The sequence below is a fragment of the Gimesia sp. genome, assembly GCF_048260065.1.
GTDB lineage: Bacteria > Planctomycetota > Planctomycetia > Planctomycetales > Planctomycetaceae > Gimesia.
Genome location: NZ_JBLXHC010000016.1, coordinates 148,320 through 165,000, shown reverse-complemented (window position 1 = coordinate 165,000; position 16,681 = coordinate 148,320). Strand labels below are relative to the sequence as shown.

At 48.9% G+C, this 16,681-nt stretch carries 11 protein-coding genes, 2 tRNA genes and 1 rRNA gene (1 of these 14 running past the window's edge); 5 read left to right on the top strand and 9 right to left on the bottom strand.

Features of this window, described 5'->3' with window-relative positions; all coding sequences use genetic code 11:
• From ACN0YN_RS24985 to ACN0YN_RS24975, 3 genes are all read right to left on the bottom strand, one after another.
• A 23S ribosomal RNA gene (locus tag ACN0YN_RS24985) occupies window positions 1-893 on the bottom strand (it extends 1,996 nt beyond the left edge of the window).
• 755 nt (window positions 894-1,648) lie between these two features.
• Window positions 1,649-1,721, bottom strand: a tRNA-Ala gene (locus tag ACN0YN_RS24980).
• A 91-nt stretch (window positions 1,722-1,812) separates the two neighbouring features.
• Window positions 1,813-1,886, bottom strand: a tRNA-Ile gene (locus ACN0YN_RS24975).
• A 710-nt stretch (window positions 1,887-2,596) separates the two neighbouring features.
• Here ACN0YN_RS24975 and ACN0YN_RS24970 point away from each other — a divergent pair.
• Complete coding sequence (locus tag ACN0YN_RS24970; RefSeq protein WP_417387753.1) at window positions 2,597-2,899, top strand: hypothetical protein; 303 nt, start codon at window positions 2,597-2,599, stop codon at window positions 2,897-2,899.
• A 162-nt stretch (window positions 2,900-3,061) separates the two neighbouring features.
• Window positions 3,062-5,287 (top strand): acetylxylan esterase, encoded by a 2,226-nt coding sequence (locus ACN0YN_RS24965; RefSeq protein WP_417387752.1) that lies wholly within the window; start codon window positions 3,062-3,064, stop codon window positions 5,285-5,287.
• Window positions 5,288-5,298: 11 nt separating this feature from the next.
• Here the strand turns inward: ACN0YN_RS24965 and ACN0YN_RS24960 are convergent, their stop codons facing one another.
• Window positions 5,299-6,243: a polysaccharide deacetylase family protein gene (locus tag ACN0YN_RS24960; protein ID WP_417387751.1), complete on the bottom strand. Its 945-nt coding sequence runs from the start codon at window positions 6,241-6,243 to the stop codon at window positions 5,299-5,301.
• A 154-nt stretch (window positions 6,244-6,397) separates the two neighbouring features.
• On the opposite strand from ACN0YN_RS24960, the gene ACN0YN_RS24955 reads away from it, so the two are divergent.
• On the top strand, window positions 6,398-7,975 hold the full coding sequence (locus ACN0YN_RS24955; RefSeq protein WP_417387750.1) for a sialate O-acetylesterase: 1,578 nt from the start codon (window positions 6,398-6,400) through the stop codon (window positions 7,973-7,975).
• 78 nt (window positions 7,976-8,053) lie between these two features.
• On the opposite strand, the gene corA is transcribed toward ACN0YN_RS24955, so the two are convergent.
• The 4 genes from corA to ACN0YN_RS24935 form a co-directional block, all read right to left on the bottom strand.
• Window positions 8,054-9,133 (bottom strand): magnesium/cobalt transporter CorA, encoded by a 1,080-nt coding sequence (gene corA, locus ACN0YN_RS24950; RefSeq protein WP_417387755.1) that lies wholly within the window; start codon window positions 9,131-9,133, stop codon window positions 8,054-8,056.
• A 161-nt stretch (window positions 9,134-9,294) separates the two neighbouring features.
• On the bottom strand, window positions 9,295-10,854 hold the full coding sequence (locus ACN0YN_RS24945) for a GNAT family N-acetyltransferase (protein ID WP_417387749.1): 1,560 nt from the start codon (window positions 10,852-10,854) through the stop codon (window positions 9,295-9,297).
• 607 nt (window positions 10,855-11,461) lie between these two features.
• Window positions 11,462-12,376, bottom strand: a complete 915-nt coding sequence (locus ACN0YN_RS24940; RefSeq protein ID WP_417387748.1) for a hypothetical protein — start codon at window positions 12,374-12,376, stop codon at window positions 11,462-11,464.
• A 34-nt stretch (window positions 12,377-12,410) separates the two neighbouring features.
• Window positions 12,411-13,151 carry a DUF2071 domain-containing protein gene (locus ACN0YN_RS24935; RefSeq protein ID WP_417387747.1) on the bottom strand — a complete coding sequence of 247 codons (741 nt, stop codon included), beginning with the start codon at window positions 13,149-13,151 and terminating at the stop codon, window positions 12,411-12,413.
• Window positions 13,152-13,723: 572 nt separating this feature from the next.
• On the opposite strand from ACN0YN_RS24935, the gene ACN0YN_RS24930 reads away from it, so the two are divergent.
• Both ACN0YN_RS24930 and ACN0YN_RS24925 read left to right on the top strand, forming a co-directional pair.
• A complete protein-coding gene (locus ACN0YN_RS24930; protein WP_417387746.1) occupies window positions 13,724-14,662 on the top strand; it encodes a DUF1559 domain-containing protein in 939 nt (312 codons plus the stop codon).
• Window positions 14,663-14,747: 85 nt separating this feature from the next.
• Window positions 14,748-15,278 carry a carboxypeptidase regulatory-like domain-containing protein gene (locus tag ACN0YN_RS24925; RefSeq protein WP_417387745.1) on the top strand — a complete coding sequence of 177 codons (531 nt, stop codon included), beginning with the start codon at window positions 14,748-14,750 and terminating at the stop codon, window positions 15,276-15,278.
• Window positions 15,279-15,515: 237 nt separating this feature from the next.
• Here the strand turns inward: ACN0YN_RS24925 and ACN0YN_RS24920 are convergent, their stop codons facing one another.
• Window positions 15,516-16,676 (bottom strand): succinylglutamate desuccinylase/aspartoacylase family protein, encoded by a 1,161-nt coding sequence (locus ACN0YN_RS24920; protein WP_417387744.1) that lies wholly within the window; start codon window positions 16,674-16,676, stop codon window positions 15,516-15,518.
• Between the last annotated feature and the right edge of the window lie 5 nt (window positions 16,677-16,681).

The window sequence follows — 16,681 nt, the reverse complement described above, 5'->3', positions numbered from 1 at the left end:
TCTACCCCCATTACGTAGTGGCTCAAGGCTAGCCCTAAAGCTATTTCGGAGAGAACGAGCTATCTCCAGGTTTGATTAGACTTTTACTCCTCCCCACAAGTCATCCCCCCAGTTTTCAACCTAGGTGGGTTCGGTCCTCCACGCAGTCTTACCCGCGCTTCAACCTGCTCATGGGTAGTTCACCTGGTTTCGCGTCTACCGCCACTGACAAAACGCCCTATTCAGACTTGCTTTCGCTGAGACTTCGGCCCGGAAGGCCTTAATCGAGCCATTGACGGTAACTCGCCGGATCATTATGCAAAAGGCACGCCGTCACACTTACCCGAAGATAATAGTGCTCCGACAGCTTGTAAGCGTATGGTTTCAGGTTCTTTCCCTCCCCTAACAGGGGTTCTTTTCATCTTTCGGTCACCCTACTTTTCACTATCGGTCATCAGAGAATACTTAGCCTTAGGAGATGGACCTCCCAGATTCAGTCCGGATTCCACGTGGCCGGACCTACTCGGGTACTTGTCGGAAGTCTGATTACTTTCGAATACGGGACTGTCACCCTCTATGGTTTCGCTTTCCAACGAATTCTTCTAGCAAACAGTTTTGTAACTCCACAATGACAAGCCCCACAACCCCGTCATGCCGAAGCAAGACGGTTTAGGCTAGATTCGCTTTCGCTCGCCGCTACTAACGAAGTCGCTGTTGCTTTCCTTTCCTGCGGTTACTGAGATGTTTCAGTTCACCGCGTGTGCCTCATACACCTATGTATTCAGTGTATGATAATTCAGGAACCTCGGGATCAACGCTCGTTTGACAACTTCCCCAAGATTATCGCAGTCTTCCACGCCCTTCATCGCCATCTGATGCCAAGACATCCCCCATACGCCCTTAATAGCTTAGCCGTAATAATTTTTACCTCACACTCGACACTTTGTCTCGCGGGAGCCAAAAACATTACAACCCGATCTCAATTCACAAGGTCTTGCATAACAACCTTGCACTTGAGTCGATTTGCCTAAGAACAAAACCTCGGTAGCAATACAATTCCTAAGAATTGGTATTGCAACATGAGAACTCTATGTTTATAGATGCCACTTATTACTTTTACCAAATTGTCAAAGATCGTTGATCCTCAGGGTCATCCCCAGAGAAAAACAGCCAACCAAAATCAGCTGAATCAAAACCAGCAGTGCTGAATTTGATTCAATCGACTTAAGTCAGCTGAGAGAGTCATCTTATCGATTACTCTCAGCGAGTCAACCGTCCGGGAGAAGTTTTTTGAAAAAGATTTTCAATTCTCTTCGAACCGTTTTTGCCGCAAACCCTTTTGCGACAACCACTTGCAACCAACAACTTTTGTTAACTTCAAGTGAAGGAGCGGGATCTTAATCTTTTCAAAACTGCCCGTCAACTCAAGGAAACCTAAATTTCCAAAAAGTATTTCAAATCCCTCCGGACAGTTTTTGCCGCAAATCTCTTTGCAACAACCACTTACGCTTAACAGCCTTTGTTAAACCCAAGTGAAGGAGCGGGATCTTAACCATTCCGAAACCGCCCGTCAACTCACGGGAACCAAAATTCCCAGAAAGTGTTTTAGAATTTTTAAGACCCGTTTTTTAAAACCTCACCAGGCAAACGTGGTCCTCTAAAACACAAATGGAGACGACCGGGATCGAACCGGCAACCTCCGCCTTGCAAGGGCGGCGCTCTCCCAGTTGAGCTACGTCCCCTAATAGATGCCAACAATAACATTGCTGGCAAACTCCAGACATGCAACTTAAAAGCTGCAAAAACCGGAGTCCCTCTTAGAGAAGAAAAAAATGGGCGTACGTGGATTCGAACCACGGACCTCAGCTTTATCAGAGCTGCGCTCTAACCAACTGAGCTATACGCCCCAATAAGAGGACGCGTATTCTGTCTTCTTATGTTGTTGCTGTAAAGTCTCTTTCGACACTAGTTTCACAAAAAATCACATTTTCTTCACCGGAAAAAAGACACGCTCCCTGCGAACAGGTTCGCACCCTGCTTTTCCCGGTACAGAAACTGTTTTCCAACAGATCACAACCTGATGCCGTATTACCTTGTAGTCATCAGGGAATTTGTTGTTTCTACGGCTTCCCTGACTGCATTGGTTTTGTCGGAGCACAGCATATCATGTTCAATCTGCTACTTAAATCTGGTTTATCACTGGCATTACTGTCCAGTTTGACCATTTCCAGTAGCGGAAGTTGTACTGCAAATATGCAGCACGATAATTCAGCTTCGTTGACCGGCCCAGACTGCTGTCCTTCGCATGTATCTCCTGGCCATCACCCGGTCAAACCCGCTTCAAGCGATGACTGCCAGTGCCGTGTCATGCAGGTCGCTGCGACCTCTAAAAGTCGATTACCTGCACCAGAGACAGGAATTTCTACGCTACATGATCCCAGTCTGCCAATTCCATCTGGTCAGACTACATTCAAAGCCCCCACATATTCACAGGCAAATTCACGTCCGTTATATCTGTTGCACTGCGTCTGGATCTGCTGATTTTCTGAAACCACCCACTTGAGTTTCAGCGAATATCAGCTTTTTTAATACCGATCCATTCTTAAGGAGACGTCAGATGTTATCGAAAATGATTACTGCCACCATGTTGTCTGTCGGGCTGGGAATGACTGCTTCTGCTCATTCACAAACAAATCTATCCAACTGTTGTGATCTGAACCTGGCCTGCTGTGAACAGGGGCAGACCTGCTGCCATACTACCACCAGGGAAGACTGCTGCCTGAAAAACCTCCTCTGCTGTGAACAGGCAGAACAATGCTGCCTGAACGCGAAAACCAGCTGCGAGAAACAAATTGCCGAATGTGAAACCGGGGGCAACTGCTGTATTGAAAACCCCACAGCAAACAGCCCCCCACAATAGAACCTCCTGAAAAGATAGATTGTTTCTATCTTTGAAAATGGTCCCCTGCAGATCCTTTTATCTGCAGGGGATTTTTTTTGAAATACATTTTGAGATTCAGACAGCAGCCGTTTACGATCAGTTCAACAATCCACCCGGTCACTTTCCCCAGTGAGGCCTTCCATGAACTGGTGCTCCCTGTATCTCAACTCCCTTTTCTCATTGGTTTTCCTGTGCCAGCCTGCCCTGCTCTCAGCCGAATCCCCTGTTCCCAGAGAACTGCGGCCGTGGCTGACGACTCAAAACTGGGTACGTGATTCCGAAGGACCTGTGATCACGCTGGGAAAATCCGGGGAATTTGACGATACACATCTGTTTGCCCCCTGTGTCAGTTTTGAAGGCAACCGGTATTCCCTCTGGTATAGCGGCTCTCAAGGTTCGGTGAAAAACCGTGTATTTCAGCTGGGACTGGCAACGAGCAGTGATGGCATCCAGTTCCAGAAAACAGCTGCGAATCCTGTATTCCAATTGGGAGAGAATCGGCATTCCATTCTGACTCCCACTCTGTTGCGGTCTCCAAATGGACGGACATTACGGGAAAATGGACAACTGCGTATGTGGTTTTCCTATACAGATTTTCAGGACCAGACCGGTCTGCATGAACTAAATGAGTCAACCAGCATCGATGGGATCCACTGGACCCAGCCGGGAGACGCTGAATTGAAACACGTCTATGCACCTACCATCATTAAAACGGGTCGAACTTACCAGATGTGGTTTACCGACGTCTCTTCAGAACCCTGGCGATTCAAGCACGCCTCCAGTCTGGATGGAAAACGCTGGCGGGTCTCACCAGATCCTGTACTCGAAGTCGATCAGGACTGGGAATCCGGGCGGCTGTTTTATCCGACGGTTTTGAAGATTGATGATGTCTATCTGATGTGGTATGGCAGCTACTGGACCGGGAGAAAAAACACAACAGCCCTCGGATTTGCCGTGAGTATTGACGGACTGAAGTGGTACAAACATCCGGACAATCCGATCCTGAAGCCTGACCCGGAACGCGCCTGGGAATCGCATTATGTCACCAGTCAGTCGGTCATAAAACTTCCCGACAATCGCTTTCGGATCTGGTATGCCAGTCGCAAAAAACCTCCGTTTGTGAATAAATATTATGCGATCAACACTGCAGTCTGGGATGCGAAGCCGCTGGAGAAGGAGTCAGATCAACCAGTACCAACTCCAGCCGATTTTGCAGACTGGAAGTCAAAAACCCGGCAGAAACTACGTGACCAGTTGGGAATCCCAGAAAAGAAAGTGGCATTGAACAGTGAGAAGCGGGGCGAAATTGTTCTCGATGATATCGTGATGGAAAAATGGATCTTTACCAGCGAGCCTGGTTCCCGCATTCCCGCGATCGTTTATCGTCCCCTGAAAATCAAGAAACGTGCACCGGCGATCGTGCTGACCTATGGTCATGGCGGCAGTAAAAGCCAGTGGCAATATAATTATGCAGCGCAGGCGTACGCCAAAGCAGGACTCATCTGCCTGGCAATCGACCCCATCGGCGAAGAGGAACGCCATTTTCAAGGCAAACTCGGAACACGGGCGCATGACCCGAAGGCAATCCACGAACGCGCCTGGAATGCAGGTCGCCCCATTATGGGCAAACTCGTATTCGACACCATGCGAAGCATCGATTTCCTTGAGGAACGTGACGACGTTGATCATTCCCGAATCGGCGTGGCAGGGAATTCACTGGGAGGAGCCGTTGCCAGCTGGATGGCGGCACTCGAACGCCGCCTGAAAATGGCGATTGTCTCCGGCTGGGCATATGACAATGCGACGCTTCGGAGTAAATATTGCACGAAAGTTCCCAATCAGCTGCTGCGTGAATCCTGCACCTGGTCTGAATTCCTCGCTTTAGCCGCCCCTGACTGTGCTGTACTTGTCATGAACGGCGATGCAGACTGGATCATTGATTCTGATGATGATGGCACTGCCTGGCGAGGCACTAAGTCCGCAGTGAATGCAGCAGCTCAGATTTTTCAATCACAAGGCGGAGCAGGAAAAGTCAACTGCTGGTTTGAAGCGGGAGGAGGACACAGGCCTTATATGATTCATCCCACCGCCCTGCTCTGGATTCATCAGCAGTTAGGCACACCAGCCCTGACCGAACAGGAAATCAGGGAGCTGCCCACGATCAACTCCGGGATCTGGGGAGATGCCAACCAGATTCCCTTTGAGCGACTGTATGGCACAGACCTGCATCAACGGGGGGCGACGCTGGTTGATTTCCACATTCGACATATCGATCCGAAAAAACTGGCATGCCTCAAACCTGAAGAAAAGGGGGCCCCCGATTTCACGCTGGAAGGCTGGTTGAAGCAGATTGAGAAGCAGAACTGATGGCCTGATGTTTATTCTGTCACAGCCACTTTCTGCTTTGCCATCTCATGAAATTGTTTCCAGGTGATGACTTCAATCCCCAGATCCCTGATTTCTTTCATCACCTCCGGATCGGTGAAAACACGTCGATCTCCATCGCGGCGTGAGGAACTGTGGGTGATGTTCTGCAGTTCCTGATTATCAATCCCACAATGAATAATAATCTGCGTCACTCCCGGCTTGAGTGCCCGTAATTTTTCCAGATATGCCTGTTTTCGCTTATCGTAGTCGGGTTCGCCGTAAAACTGCACCAGTTCATCCAGCACGGGTAAGCCGTTTTTTTCCAGGACCGATTTGAGTTCTTTCCCCTTCTCTGCAATCAGGCCATATTTTTTCGGATCCAGATTATTTACAAACAGGACGGGAAGCTGGTATTCAATCCCCAGATTCACATACATCTCCAGCAGGTCAGGTCGACTGACGACAGCTCCCATATGAGTATCAAGATGACTCAATGGCACTCCAAATTTTTTGGCTCGCTCGATCTGGGCTCTCAGCTCTTTTTCCGCGTCCTTCACATTCACATGCTGCATCACCTGCCCGACGTTGTCCCAGAGATACTGTTCCCCGTCTAACAGGCTTGGTACCTGATCGCGCGAAGCAACCGGCCCCCAGCGATAATTTTTCCACTCCGAATTCAATGTCAGATGAATTCCAAAATCCTGATCCGGATGCTGTTTTGCATAGTCTGCAAATTCTTTGAACCAGGGACAGGGCACCATAATGCTCGCTGACGAGACTATTCCTTTCTGCATGCCTTCGATGGTCGCCTGGTTTACCGAATGCGACATCCCGGCATCGTCAGCGTGAATGATAACGTAACGCTTTTCCTCTGTTTTTTTGTTTTCCGCCTGAACAGACGCGATACTCACCAGAGCAATCACACAGAACCATGTCATCATCAATTGACGTTTCATAAATCACCTGATGGAGTTACGAGAAATGAAATACAGAATTTGATGTCGCGAATTGAAAGGGTTCGCTTGAATTCTGAAATCAATCAGATCAAGCTATAAGTGGATTTGGATCGTTACCACTTCTCTATTCTACTTATCCTGCAAGGAACTACAAATGAATTGTACCTCACTGAAACGACTTGCAGCCGCTTTGCTGATGCTGATCACCGTGAATGCATTGAATGTAAATCTGGCGCAAGCAGAAATCAAACTTCCCGCAATTATCGGTGACCACATGGTCCTGCAACAGGGGCAGAAAAACCCGTTATGGGGCTGGGCTGATCCGGGTGAGAAGATCACCGTCACCGTCAATGGACAGACCCATTCTGCAACTGCAGACGACAACGGGAAATGGAAAGTCACACTCGAACCACTCAAAGTGGGTGGCCCCTATGAAATCACCATCAAAGGAAAAGAGACCATCACACTGAAAGATGTTCTCTCCGGTGAAGTCTGGATCTGCTCGGGTCAGTCCAACATGGCCTGGACTGTCGGATCATCCAACGATGCCGATCTGGAAATCATGACTGCCAACTATCCCAAAATCCGATTGATATCGGTACCTCAGGTTGGTACTCAAGAACCCCAGGATAACTTCAATGGTCAATGGGAAGCCTGTACTCCCGAGACTGTCAGAAACTTTTCGGGGGTCGGCTACTTCTTTGGTCGTCAACTCTATCAGACGTTGAATGTCCCCATCGGCCTGATTGACAATGCCTGGGGTGGATCTTCTGCGGAAGCCTGGGTGAATCGTAAACGTCTGGAAGACGAACCCGCTTTCAAAGAGATGCTGGAAAAATGGAAAAAAACTGAAGAGACTTACAACCACGATCAAGCTGTCGCTGCTTACAACAAACGACTGGATCAGTGGAAAGAATCCGTTAAAAAAGCCAAAGCAGCTGGAAAAACCGCACCGCAGCGTCCACGGGCTCCTCGTAATCCGCTGACCGGTAATCATCGTCCGTCCAACATTTATAACGGCGTGCTCTATCCGACCATCGGCTACGGAATCAAAGGGGTCATCTGGTACCAGGGCGAGTCCAATGCCAGCCGCGCCTATCAGTATCGCAAACTGTTCCCCTACATGATCCAGAACTGGCGTGATGAATGGAAACAGGGCGATTTCCCCTTCTACTGGGTCCAACTGGCTGATTTCCGAAGTGAAAAACCGGAACCTGCTGACAGCGACTGGGCTGAACTGCGAGAAGCACAGACCATGACCATGGATGCGCTCCCTAACACAGGAGAAGCCGTCATTCTGAATCTGGGTGAAGCTTCCGACATTCATCCCAAAAACAAACAGGATGTCGCCATGCGTCTGGCCCGCTGGGCACTGGCAAAAGACTACGGCGTGAAAGTCGTACACCAGAGCCCCCGCTATAAGTCAATGGAAGTCAAAGGCAACAAAGCGATTCTGACCTTTGATCATGTTGGCGGTGGACTCGACACATTCGACGTGACAACTCCCATTGGTTTCACCATCGCCGGTGAAGACAAGAAGTTTGTCAAAGCCAATGCGAAAATCGTTGGCAGCGATAAAATCGAAGTCTGGAGTGATGCGGTTATGAATCCCGCTGCCGTTCGCTACGCCTGGGCTGATAACCCGATCTGTAATGTTCAGAATAAAGAGGGTCTGCCCGTGACTCCGTTCCGTACGGATGACTGGCCAGGAGTGACAATCAACAATCAGTAGTCAATATTGCTGATTCACTAATCGAAAACGCCTCAGAGATTCAGTTCTCTGAGGCGTTTTTTATTTTATCGGTCCCGCTTACAGCCATTTTTTCTTTTTGAAATAGATCAGCAGGATCACAGGCAGCGTAATAAAGATGACCCAGAGGATCGGATAAGACCATTTCCAGCGGAGCTCAGGCATATCTTCAAAATTCATACCATAAATCCCCGCGATAAACGTGAGGGGAATGAAGATCGAGGCAAAAACCGTCAGAATTTTCATCACCTCGTTCATCTTATTGCTGACACTCGAGACATAGATATCCAGCAGGCCTGCCAGCATATCGCGATAGGAATCGACCGATTCCGAAATCCTCAGGACATGATCGAATACATCGCGAAAGTAGATATGAGTTTTCTCGCCGATCAGTTCGTGGTCAGAGCGCAGGATCGACGACAGGAGTTCCCGCTGCGGTGATGTGGAACGGCGTATATCAATCAGCTCCCGCTTCAGCCGTTGAATGGATACCAGTGTGTCTGAAGTGGGTTCAGACAGTAATTCTGCTTCAATCGCATCGATCCGTTCATCCATCGAATCCAACAGCACAAAGTTCTGATCGACGATACTATCCAGAATCGCATATGTCAGGTAATCCGAACCCAGAGACCGGATGCGGCCGGTACTGGAACGAATCCGTTGAATCAGCGGAAGAAACAGTTCGTCCTTCCACTCTTTAAAAGTAAAGACAAAGTCATCGAATACCAGAATGCTGATCTGTTCGTAGTCGACATTAAACTCATCCGTCTCGCCCCCCTCCTCCCCCAGGGAAAGACCTTTCAGTACGATATACAGGTAGTGATCGTATTCTTCAAATTTGGGTCGCTGATGAGTATTGAGAATATCCTCCAGCACTAACGGATGAATATCAAAATATTTGCCGATCAACTCGGTGATTTCGACATTTTTCAAACCTTCCAGACAGACCCAGGTAATCGAATCCTTCTCCCGGAATTTGAGCAGGTCTTCCACCGTTTCCACGCTGGGCTCTTCGACATCAATGGGACCATAGTCGATCACAGAGATACGGGTATCTTCTTCATTGAAATCCGCGACATGGATCAGAGAACCGGGAGGCATTCCCACTTTTTTTGATGTATTACGATGGGCATCAAGCATGGTCACCTGCTCGCTGGAAAAGCTGTTATCACTCATTCGCACACCTGGATTTAATGGGGCGAGAAACAGTAACTCCACCTGCGCAAGGTTTCGCAGGCAGTCCGAGCCGGATTTTAGAAAATCATGGCTCGGACCGCGAGATCAGACTGAACTGCAGCAGGTTAAATCTCGAATGAGTTACCATCTTCCTGATAAACCACCCGGTAGAGTTCGGTTCGGCGGTCGTTCCAGTTCTGTACACTGCCCGATTCACGGTGACGCCTTAACAGTTCGAAATCGAGGTCATGAATGATCACGGTTTCGACGTTCGGATTACATTCCGCTGCGATCGCATCACTGGCAAATTCCATATCGGAAGGGGTAAAAATACCGGACTGGGCATAGTGGATGTCCGCATTTTCGACGAAAGGCAGGTTTCCCGTACAACCTGAGATGGCTACGTACAGGTGATTTTCAACGCAGCGGGCCTGGGCACAGTGTCTGACCCGCAGATAACCGTGCCTCGTATCGGTGTTGAATGGGACAAATACGATCTGGGCCCCTTTCTGTGCCGCGATTCTGGTCAGTTCCGGAAATTCGATGTCATAACAGATCTGGATAGCAATCGTGCCACAATCTGTTTCGAAGACTTCAACCCGGTTGCCTGAACTCACACCCCACCACTTGCGTTCACTGGGAGTGATATGAATCTTATCCTGCTTCCCAATGGTTCCGTCACGGCCGAACAGATAAGACGAATTAAACAACGTGCCATGCTCAACGACAAACTGTGAGCCCCCAATCACGTTGACATTGTATTTGACGGCCATTTCCGTAAAGAAATCGAGGTATTGAGGCGTAAATTCCGCCAGGCGACGGGCTGCCTGACCGGGCCTGGTCGCCTCCACGCAGGACAGTAACTGCGTGGTAAACAGCTCCGGAAACAGAATGAAGTCACATTTGTAATCGGAGGCGGTGTCGAGAAAGAACTCACACTGCTGTGCAAATTCGTCGAAATTTTTGATCGAGCGCATCTGGTACTGCACGACACAGATGCGGATTGGTTCGACCGGATGATGAAAGCGACGCTTGGCACCGCGCTTATAATCCAGATTCGTCCATTCCAGAAAAGTCGCGTAGCCACATGATTCAGTATCAGAGGGAAGATAATCAGGAATCAGCCCCTGGACAGAAAAACCGTTCGCCAGTTGAGCCGTCAAAACCTGATCGTAGACCGCTTTTTCCACAACCTGGTCAATATATTCTCGGGCCGACATTTTGTCAGAGTACTGATGATATCCCGGAATTCGGCCGGCGATGATCATCTGAGTCAGATTTTTCTGTCGGCAGAGTTCTTTCCGAGCATCATACAGTCGCCGGCTGAGTTTCATGCCTCGAAACTCGGGGTGGACCATGATTTCGATCCCGTACAGAGTATCTCCTTTGGGATTATGGTTGCGGATAAACCCGTCGTCGGCAACCGCTTTCCAGTTATGCCACTCCAGGCTGGGATCGAACGTCAGAATCAGACTGGACGAGGAAGCCGCCAGACGACCGTCGATTTCCACGCAGAGTTGCCCCTCGGGAAAATGCTTGAGTTGACTTTCAATGTGCTCCCGCCCCCAGGTCTGCATGCCGGGAAAACAAAGTTTCTCCATTTCCACCAGGGCATCAAAGTCATCCATCGTTAATGGGCGGACTTCAATTTTCCATTCAAAATCCTTCAGATCAAGCGGTTCCATCAGTTATCCTTAAGAGAATGAGTTGCAGGGACAGTGCACCATTCCATTATCGTTGACACGATTGATTTTGAACAGCCCCCGTAAATCCTTTTCTCTGCAGATGAAGCCAGGACCTCCTTCAGTAAGACATTTTTTCGTACCAGTTCATACTACAGGAGTTAAATCGATGAATAAAGATTTAGTATCCCGGGCTGTTAACACAAAGATAGCCCAGGCTCCCAGAGCCGTCCCCAAAGGGAAGATGAGACAGATTATCGCTGCGCCGACGAGACATGACCGATAACTGATTCGCTTCAGGAGACACACTCCTGTTAAAAAACAGACCAGTGTAAAGGTAAGAGATGCAATAAACATCCCGATCAGCATGCTGCTGAGTACCGAATCAAATTGATCACTGGTTTCATTTTTACTTCCATCGAGTGACTCCAGGTTTGCTATAGTTTCAGAATTCTCTTTGATCTGATCTTCCATATTTCTCAAAATTACAAGATTGAAAATTGAAATCAGACCCAGAACTAAAAACAGTGTACCGATCAGGTTAAGCTGGCTCGCTCTCTTATCTGTCATCAGGAGTATTTCCCGTTTGTAATGCTGAAGTTCGCAAGTCTTAGAAGACCAAAGATAAAAAGGTTAACCCAACCCTGACGGCGGTCCAGTTTATCTGCGGCCCCGTTTCTTCCTGAGTCGAGCTTGTTTTTGCTTTTTCGGGCCACCGAACAACAACTGGTCGATCTAAAATATTCCGATAACCGCACAGATCGGGTTCATCCCATTCCAGGGGATTGAATTCCACATGGGAGAAGAGATAAACGGCACTCTGATTACCTGATGGGTAAATATATTGCACCGCCTTTAATCTCCAGGGGCGTTTCTCCAGTCGCAGCTTGAATTCACGAAAATTGGCTGCGAACCTTCGATTTTTTGGCTTGCCGGCAATAATGATATGAGTGTCATTTTCCCCAACGACCTTCAGAAAAGATTCAGAAATAAACTCATCAAATTTCGCCTGATTAGGAACACCAGGCAGAATGGGTGCTATGTTATCGATTTCAAAGATGAACTCATACCATTTCGGCTCTGAATCAGATGGGGGGCAATTGTTAATTTTGTACTCGTCGTACGTTTTTTCCATGTGATCAATGTTTCTAACACAAGATTTCTGCCAGCGCCATTCATCATTGATAGCTTCTTTATACTCATAAGGACGCCCATCGTTGGTCTTTTTCAGAGAGTCCGGGTCAGGTTTTTGGGGTGCGGGTCTGACTTGAATGAAAGCATGCTGAGAGCTGAGATAGCCAAATGACCCCACTGAATGCTTTTCCTGCTCAAATACGTCATCGTAATCTATTCTAAGAAACTCACCTCGTACTCCTGTGAAGCTCAGGCATTCTTCACTCCATTCGCGCAGAACCTCCCGGGCCCGCTGCTCTGCTTCAGGGCCAGAAGGGGTGTTCGATTCCGCTTTGGCGGGAGATCCAGTCAGTCCGAGAACGATCAACGTCAGAAAAACACGGGCATCCATTCGAGTGTTCCTTTTAAGAATGAGTTGAAATCGATCAGATCGGGAGCGTTTCCGGGCAACACAAATCCTGGCGACTGTGCCATTCATGGGGAATGCCCCTCATCAGCAGGGCACAGTCAAATTCGACAGTCCCTGGCGGAAAACGCTCAGGATCATCAAAGAAACTGGATGCAATGGACTCGATTTGTAACGGTTCCGCCTTCCAGTCCCGGCAACTTAATTCCAGACCATCAAAGTGCCCTGCTCTGTTGCTGAGAGAGTAGCCCAGTGCCCCCTGTTCAAAAAAGTCAGACGCTTCCTGAACCGAAGCAAAGATGGACGAAGTCGGCAAATCATCCGCTACGGAACCTGTCACCTGGATCCGGGCCTGACCATCCCTGGCCTGCATTTCGACCGAGAAAAAATCAACAGTCTCTTCGACAGCAAACCGGGCGTGGTGATGAGTACCCGGAAAGATTCGACCTCCCGCCAGGGCATTCAGGCAGGAATCGGTATCCCGACGATTTACGTAGACCCCCTGATGCGTCTGACCATCCACTTCCCATTCGACGGCAAAGCGGTGGGCAGCGTTTTCGGAACGAATCCCCCAGGAAAAGGGGGCACACCGGGGCCGGACATTCGTTAGTCGGATCAGACAAACGCCACCAATGGCATATCCATGAATCAACTGGGGGCGAAAGGGGGCCGGCAGAACGCGGGCCATGGCATCCGGATCCACCCGGTAGTTTGCCAGAATACGACGGTCAATGATGCCTTCAATCACGGGAATTTTCATCGACAGCTCCAGGAGAATTGAGTTTGAGCTCCTCTACCAGTTCCAACAATACCCCATCTCCCCCCTTTCGTCAAAGATATTTTCAATGCGGAAACCAACGACGACCAGGTAACTTCTACCAACCCGGGACTGAAATTTTTTAAAAATTCTTTGCCATCCTAACTACATGCCAGATAAGGAAATGCATTTATTGACATTCCTGGTTACCAGTCTAAACGAAAAATTTCTCAATTTTTCTCCGTACCGATTTGAATTCTCGTGTGTTAAATGAGGCGTTCACTTGAATAAAGCAGCATCAACGGCCTTCTCTACACCCCTTAATCTCTGATACCCGACTCGCAATTCTTCTGCTGTTGATTCTTTTTCAAGTCACAAGTTTTGCGCTCTTATCACGAGATTAAATACCCGGCATTTCCTGTTAAGCCTCCTTATGAGGCGTGTCCTGATCCAACCCTGTCTGTCTCAATATTGCTGCGTATGCGACTGCTTTCTGATGCTCTGAAAGCCTGATAAGAATTCAAGATTCTGGTTTTTTCCTTTTCTTATTTCTTTTATGCTTTTCGGAGACGAAGATGAGACAGTTACATGGAAAACGGGGTTTTACGCTGATCGAACTCCTGGTGGTGATTGCGATCATCGCCATTTTAATTGCTTTACTATTACCAGCTGTGCAACAGGCGCGGGAAGCGGCACGCCGAAGTTCCTGTAAAAACAACTTGAAACAGCTCGGCCTGGCTCTACACAACTATCACGAAACACACCGCTGTTTCCCACAGATGCAGGTAGAAAGTGCCCGTACTCTGGCCGGTGATATCCCTACTGAAAGCTATATTGGCTATAGCGTGATGCTGCTGCCCTTTATGGATCAGACGAACATTTATAACCAGATCAATATGAACGCCCCCTGGCGTACCCAGGCAGGTGTGGTACTTCAGCCATCTGTAGTTAATCTGGTCATCCCGGCTTTTAACTGCCCTTCGGACCCGATGGAAGGGATCAATACGAATATCAACTCATATGGTAAATCTAATTATCCAGCCTTGTATTCACCTTCCCGCATCCTGACTGCGTCTACGACACAAGGATATTCATCAGCCTGGAATAACCATGCGGTTACCAGAATCCGGGATATTACAGATGGCGTCAGCAATGTACTGGTTATTGGTGAACGCACAACGGAAGACCGGGCATCAGGCGCAATCTGGATTGGTGGAGTACCTGTCAATACCGCCACAGCCGGTAATTACGCCGACTGGTACTGGCACACAGCGCTGGTTCGAAACTGGCAGGGTTCTTCGACGGCCCCCATTCCTTCCACAATTTACCTGATCAACGGTATTAATCAGACCGATGGTTTGAAGTATGCCTGGACGTTAAGCAGTTCGCATGCAGGTGGTTGCCACTTCCTGCTGGGTGATGGTCGTGTGCAATTTGTCAGCGAAAATATCGATGGCGAAACTCTGATTTATCTGACTGCCATCAATGACAAGAATGTGATCGGCGAATTCTAATCCCGAATACCGATGTTAATTCACCCCGGTTTCACCATCTCGGTGCAACCGGGTTCCAGATTTTTATGACCGGAAACTGACTTTAATGCAAACGGAAACCAAATTAACTCGACAATTGATGCCGACAGGCATCTCGATCAAGCTCACCACAGCTGCCTTACTGGTTTGCTGCCTGGGATGCTCAGGAGGGGGGGATGAAGTAAAACTGGCCCCCGTTTCAGGTGTGGTGACAATGGACGGCAAGCCTCTGGCAGACGTAGTCGTAATCTTTTCTCCGGACAAAGGAAATCCATCATCCGGACGAACAGATTCAGCGGGAAAATACACTTTAATTTTCAAAGAAAATGCCAAAGGCGCACTGCTTGGCCCTCATAGAATCAGCATCATCACCGGTGGACCTGTTCCCACCCAAAACAGTGATGACGACGGGGGCATCTCTCAGACTTTGCCGATCGAAACGTTTCGCGGTGAGAATGATGGCGTTGCAGCGATCAAATTACCCAAAGATACATTCAAAAAAGATGCCATCCCGGAACGCTATAACACGAAATCAGAACTCAAAAAAGAAGTCGTGGATGGGAAGAACAGTTTCGATTTCGCGTTAACCTCCAAGTAAACCTGACTAGACTGTGTCCAGTTTTACTGTAGCGTCTCCAGCTACATTTGGACCGAGTAGATTAGATTGACGGATGCTATAGTTAAATGTGATGCGCACTAGCATTATTTGAACGCGGACCTGGTCGAAATGCGATCGGCCATTGCTCCCATGCAGAAAGTCGGACTGCAGAGATCCAGGCAGATCTCTGCAGCAGACTTCTGAAGAAATCGGGATCAGATCTCCTGAATCTGGGATTTATTCAGCCGCTGATGGCTCTTCCGTTTCAGGCTGTGAGTCTGATTCACGCTGATGATGATGTTCAAAATGAAGCTGTGTTGCTTCATCGCTCGGTTCTACAACCACCAGGTTGGTAGACAGCTCTTCGACGACCTGGCCTTCGAGTCCGCCTTCCTCACGTCGAAATCGACGGATCTGCGATGGCTTGGTTCCCTCAGGCAACATTCCCAGGTTACAGATAGGCTCACCCGGACTGATCGCAGGCAGCGTGGTCATACCGATGACGACAGAATCAAAGGGAGCATACAGCATGCTGCGTTCTCGCCCCAGCAGAGTGGTATTGGTCGCCAGTGGCTGATCCTTTTCAATAATGTCACCAGGTTTGACATGGAATTTCAGGAAGCCGCCCCGCTCTGCACGAACCCACGTCGATTTATCGACGATGACCTGATAATCGGGTGATTCCGGCTCGCCATCCAGCATTTTCAGATCGCGCAGGACATTTCTGACCCCCCGTGCTGCGGACTCGACGATCCCCGGTTCGACTTTCCAGACTTCCCCCCCTTCCATGATGATTGTGGGACATCCGATGTTGCAGGCTTCACGACGAAATGCGCCTGCCGGCCCCTTCCCGTTCATAATGACTTCCGAGCCGAACGCCTTCGCCAGACGGCTCACTTCGGGATTACTCAGATCCCCGCGAACATTGGGGTAGTTCGTGCGGCGTACCGAGGCAGTGTGCAGATCGATGCCATAATCGCAGCGGGAGACAATTTCATCGAAGATGATTCTCGCCATACGACTGGCAAGACTCCCGTTTGACGACCCTGGAAAAGAACGATTCAAATCGCGACGGTCAGGAAGATAACGGGAGTGACGATCAAAAGCCAGAATATTGAGCACCGGAACCAGAATGACCGAGCCTCTCAGTAGATGAAAGTCGACATCCTGAATCAGCTCACGAATCGCCCCCGTACCATTGATCTCATCGCCGTGCAATGCAGCTGTTACAAATACTACCGGCCCGTCTTCCTCAGCACGTCGGATGTGAATGGGAATTTTGACATTCATACTGCTGTAGCTTTCGCTGACAGCCAGCTTGACGTCGCGCGACTGTCCAGCCGGAATAGATTCACCGTTCCATTGATCGATTGGCTTGCGTCGTCGCGGTTTTGTCATGTGTG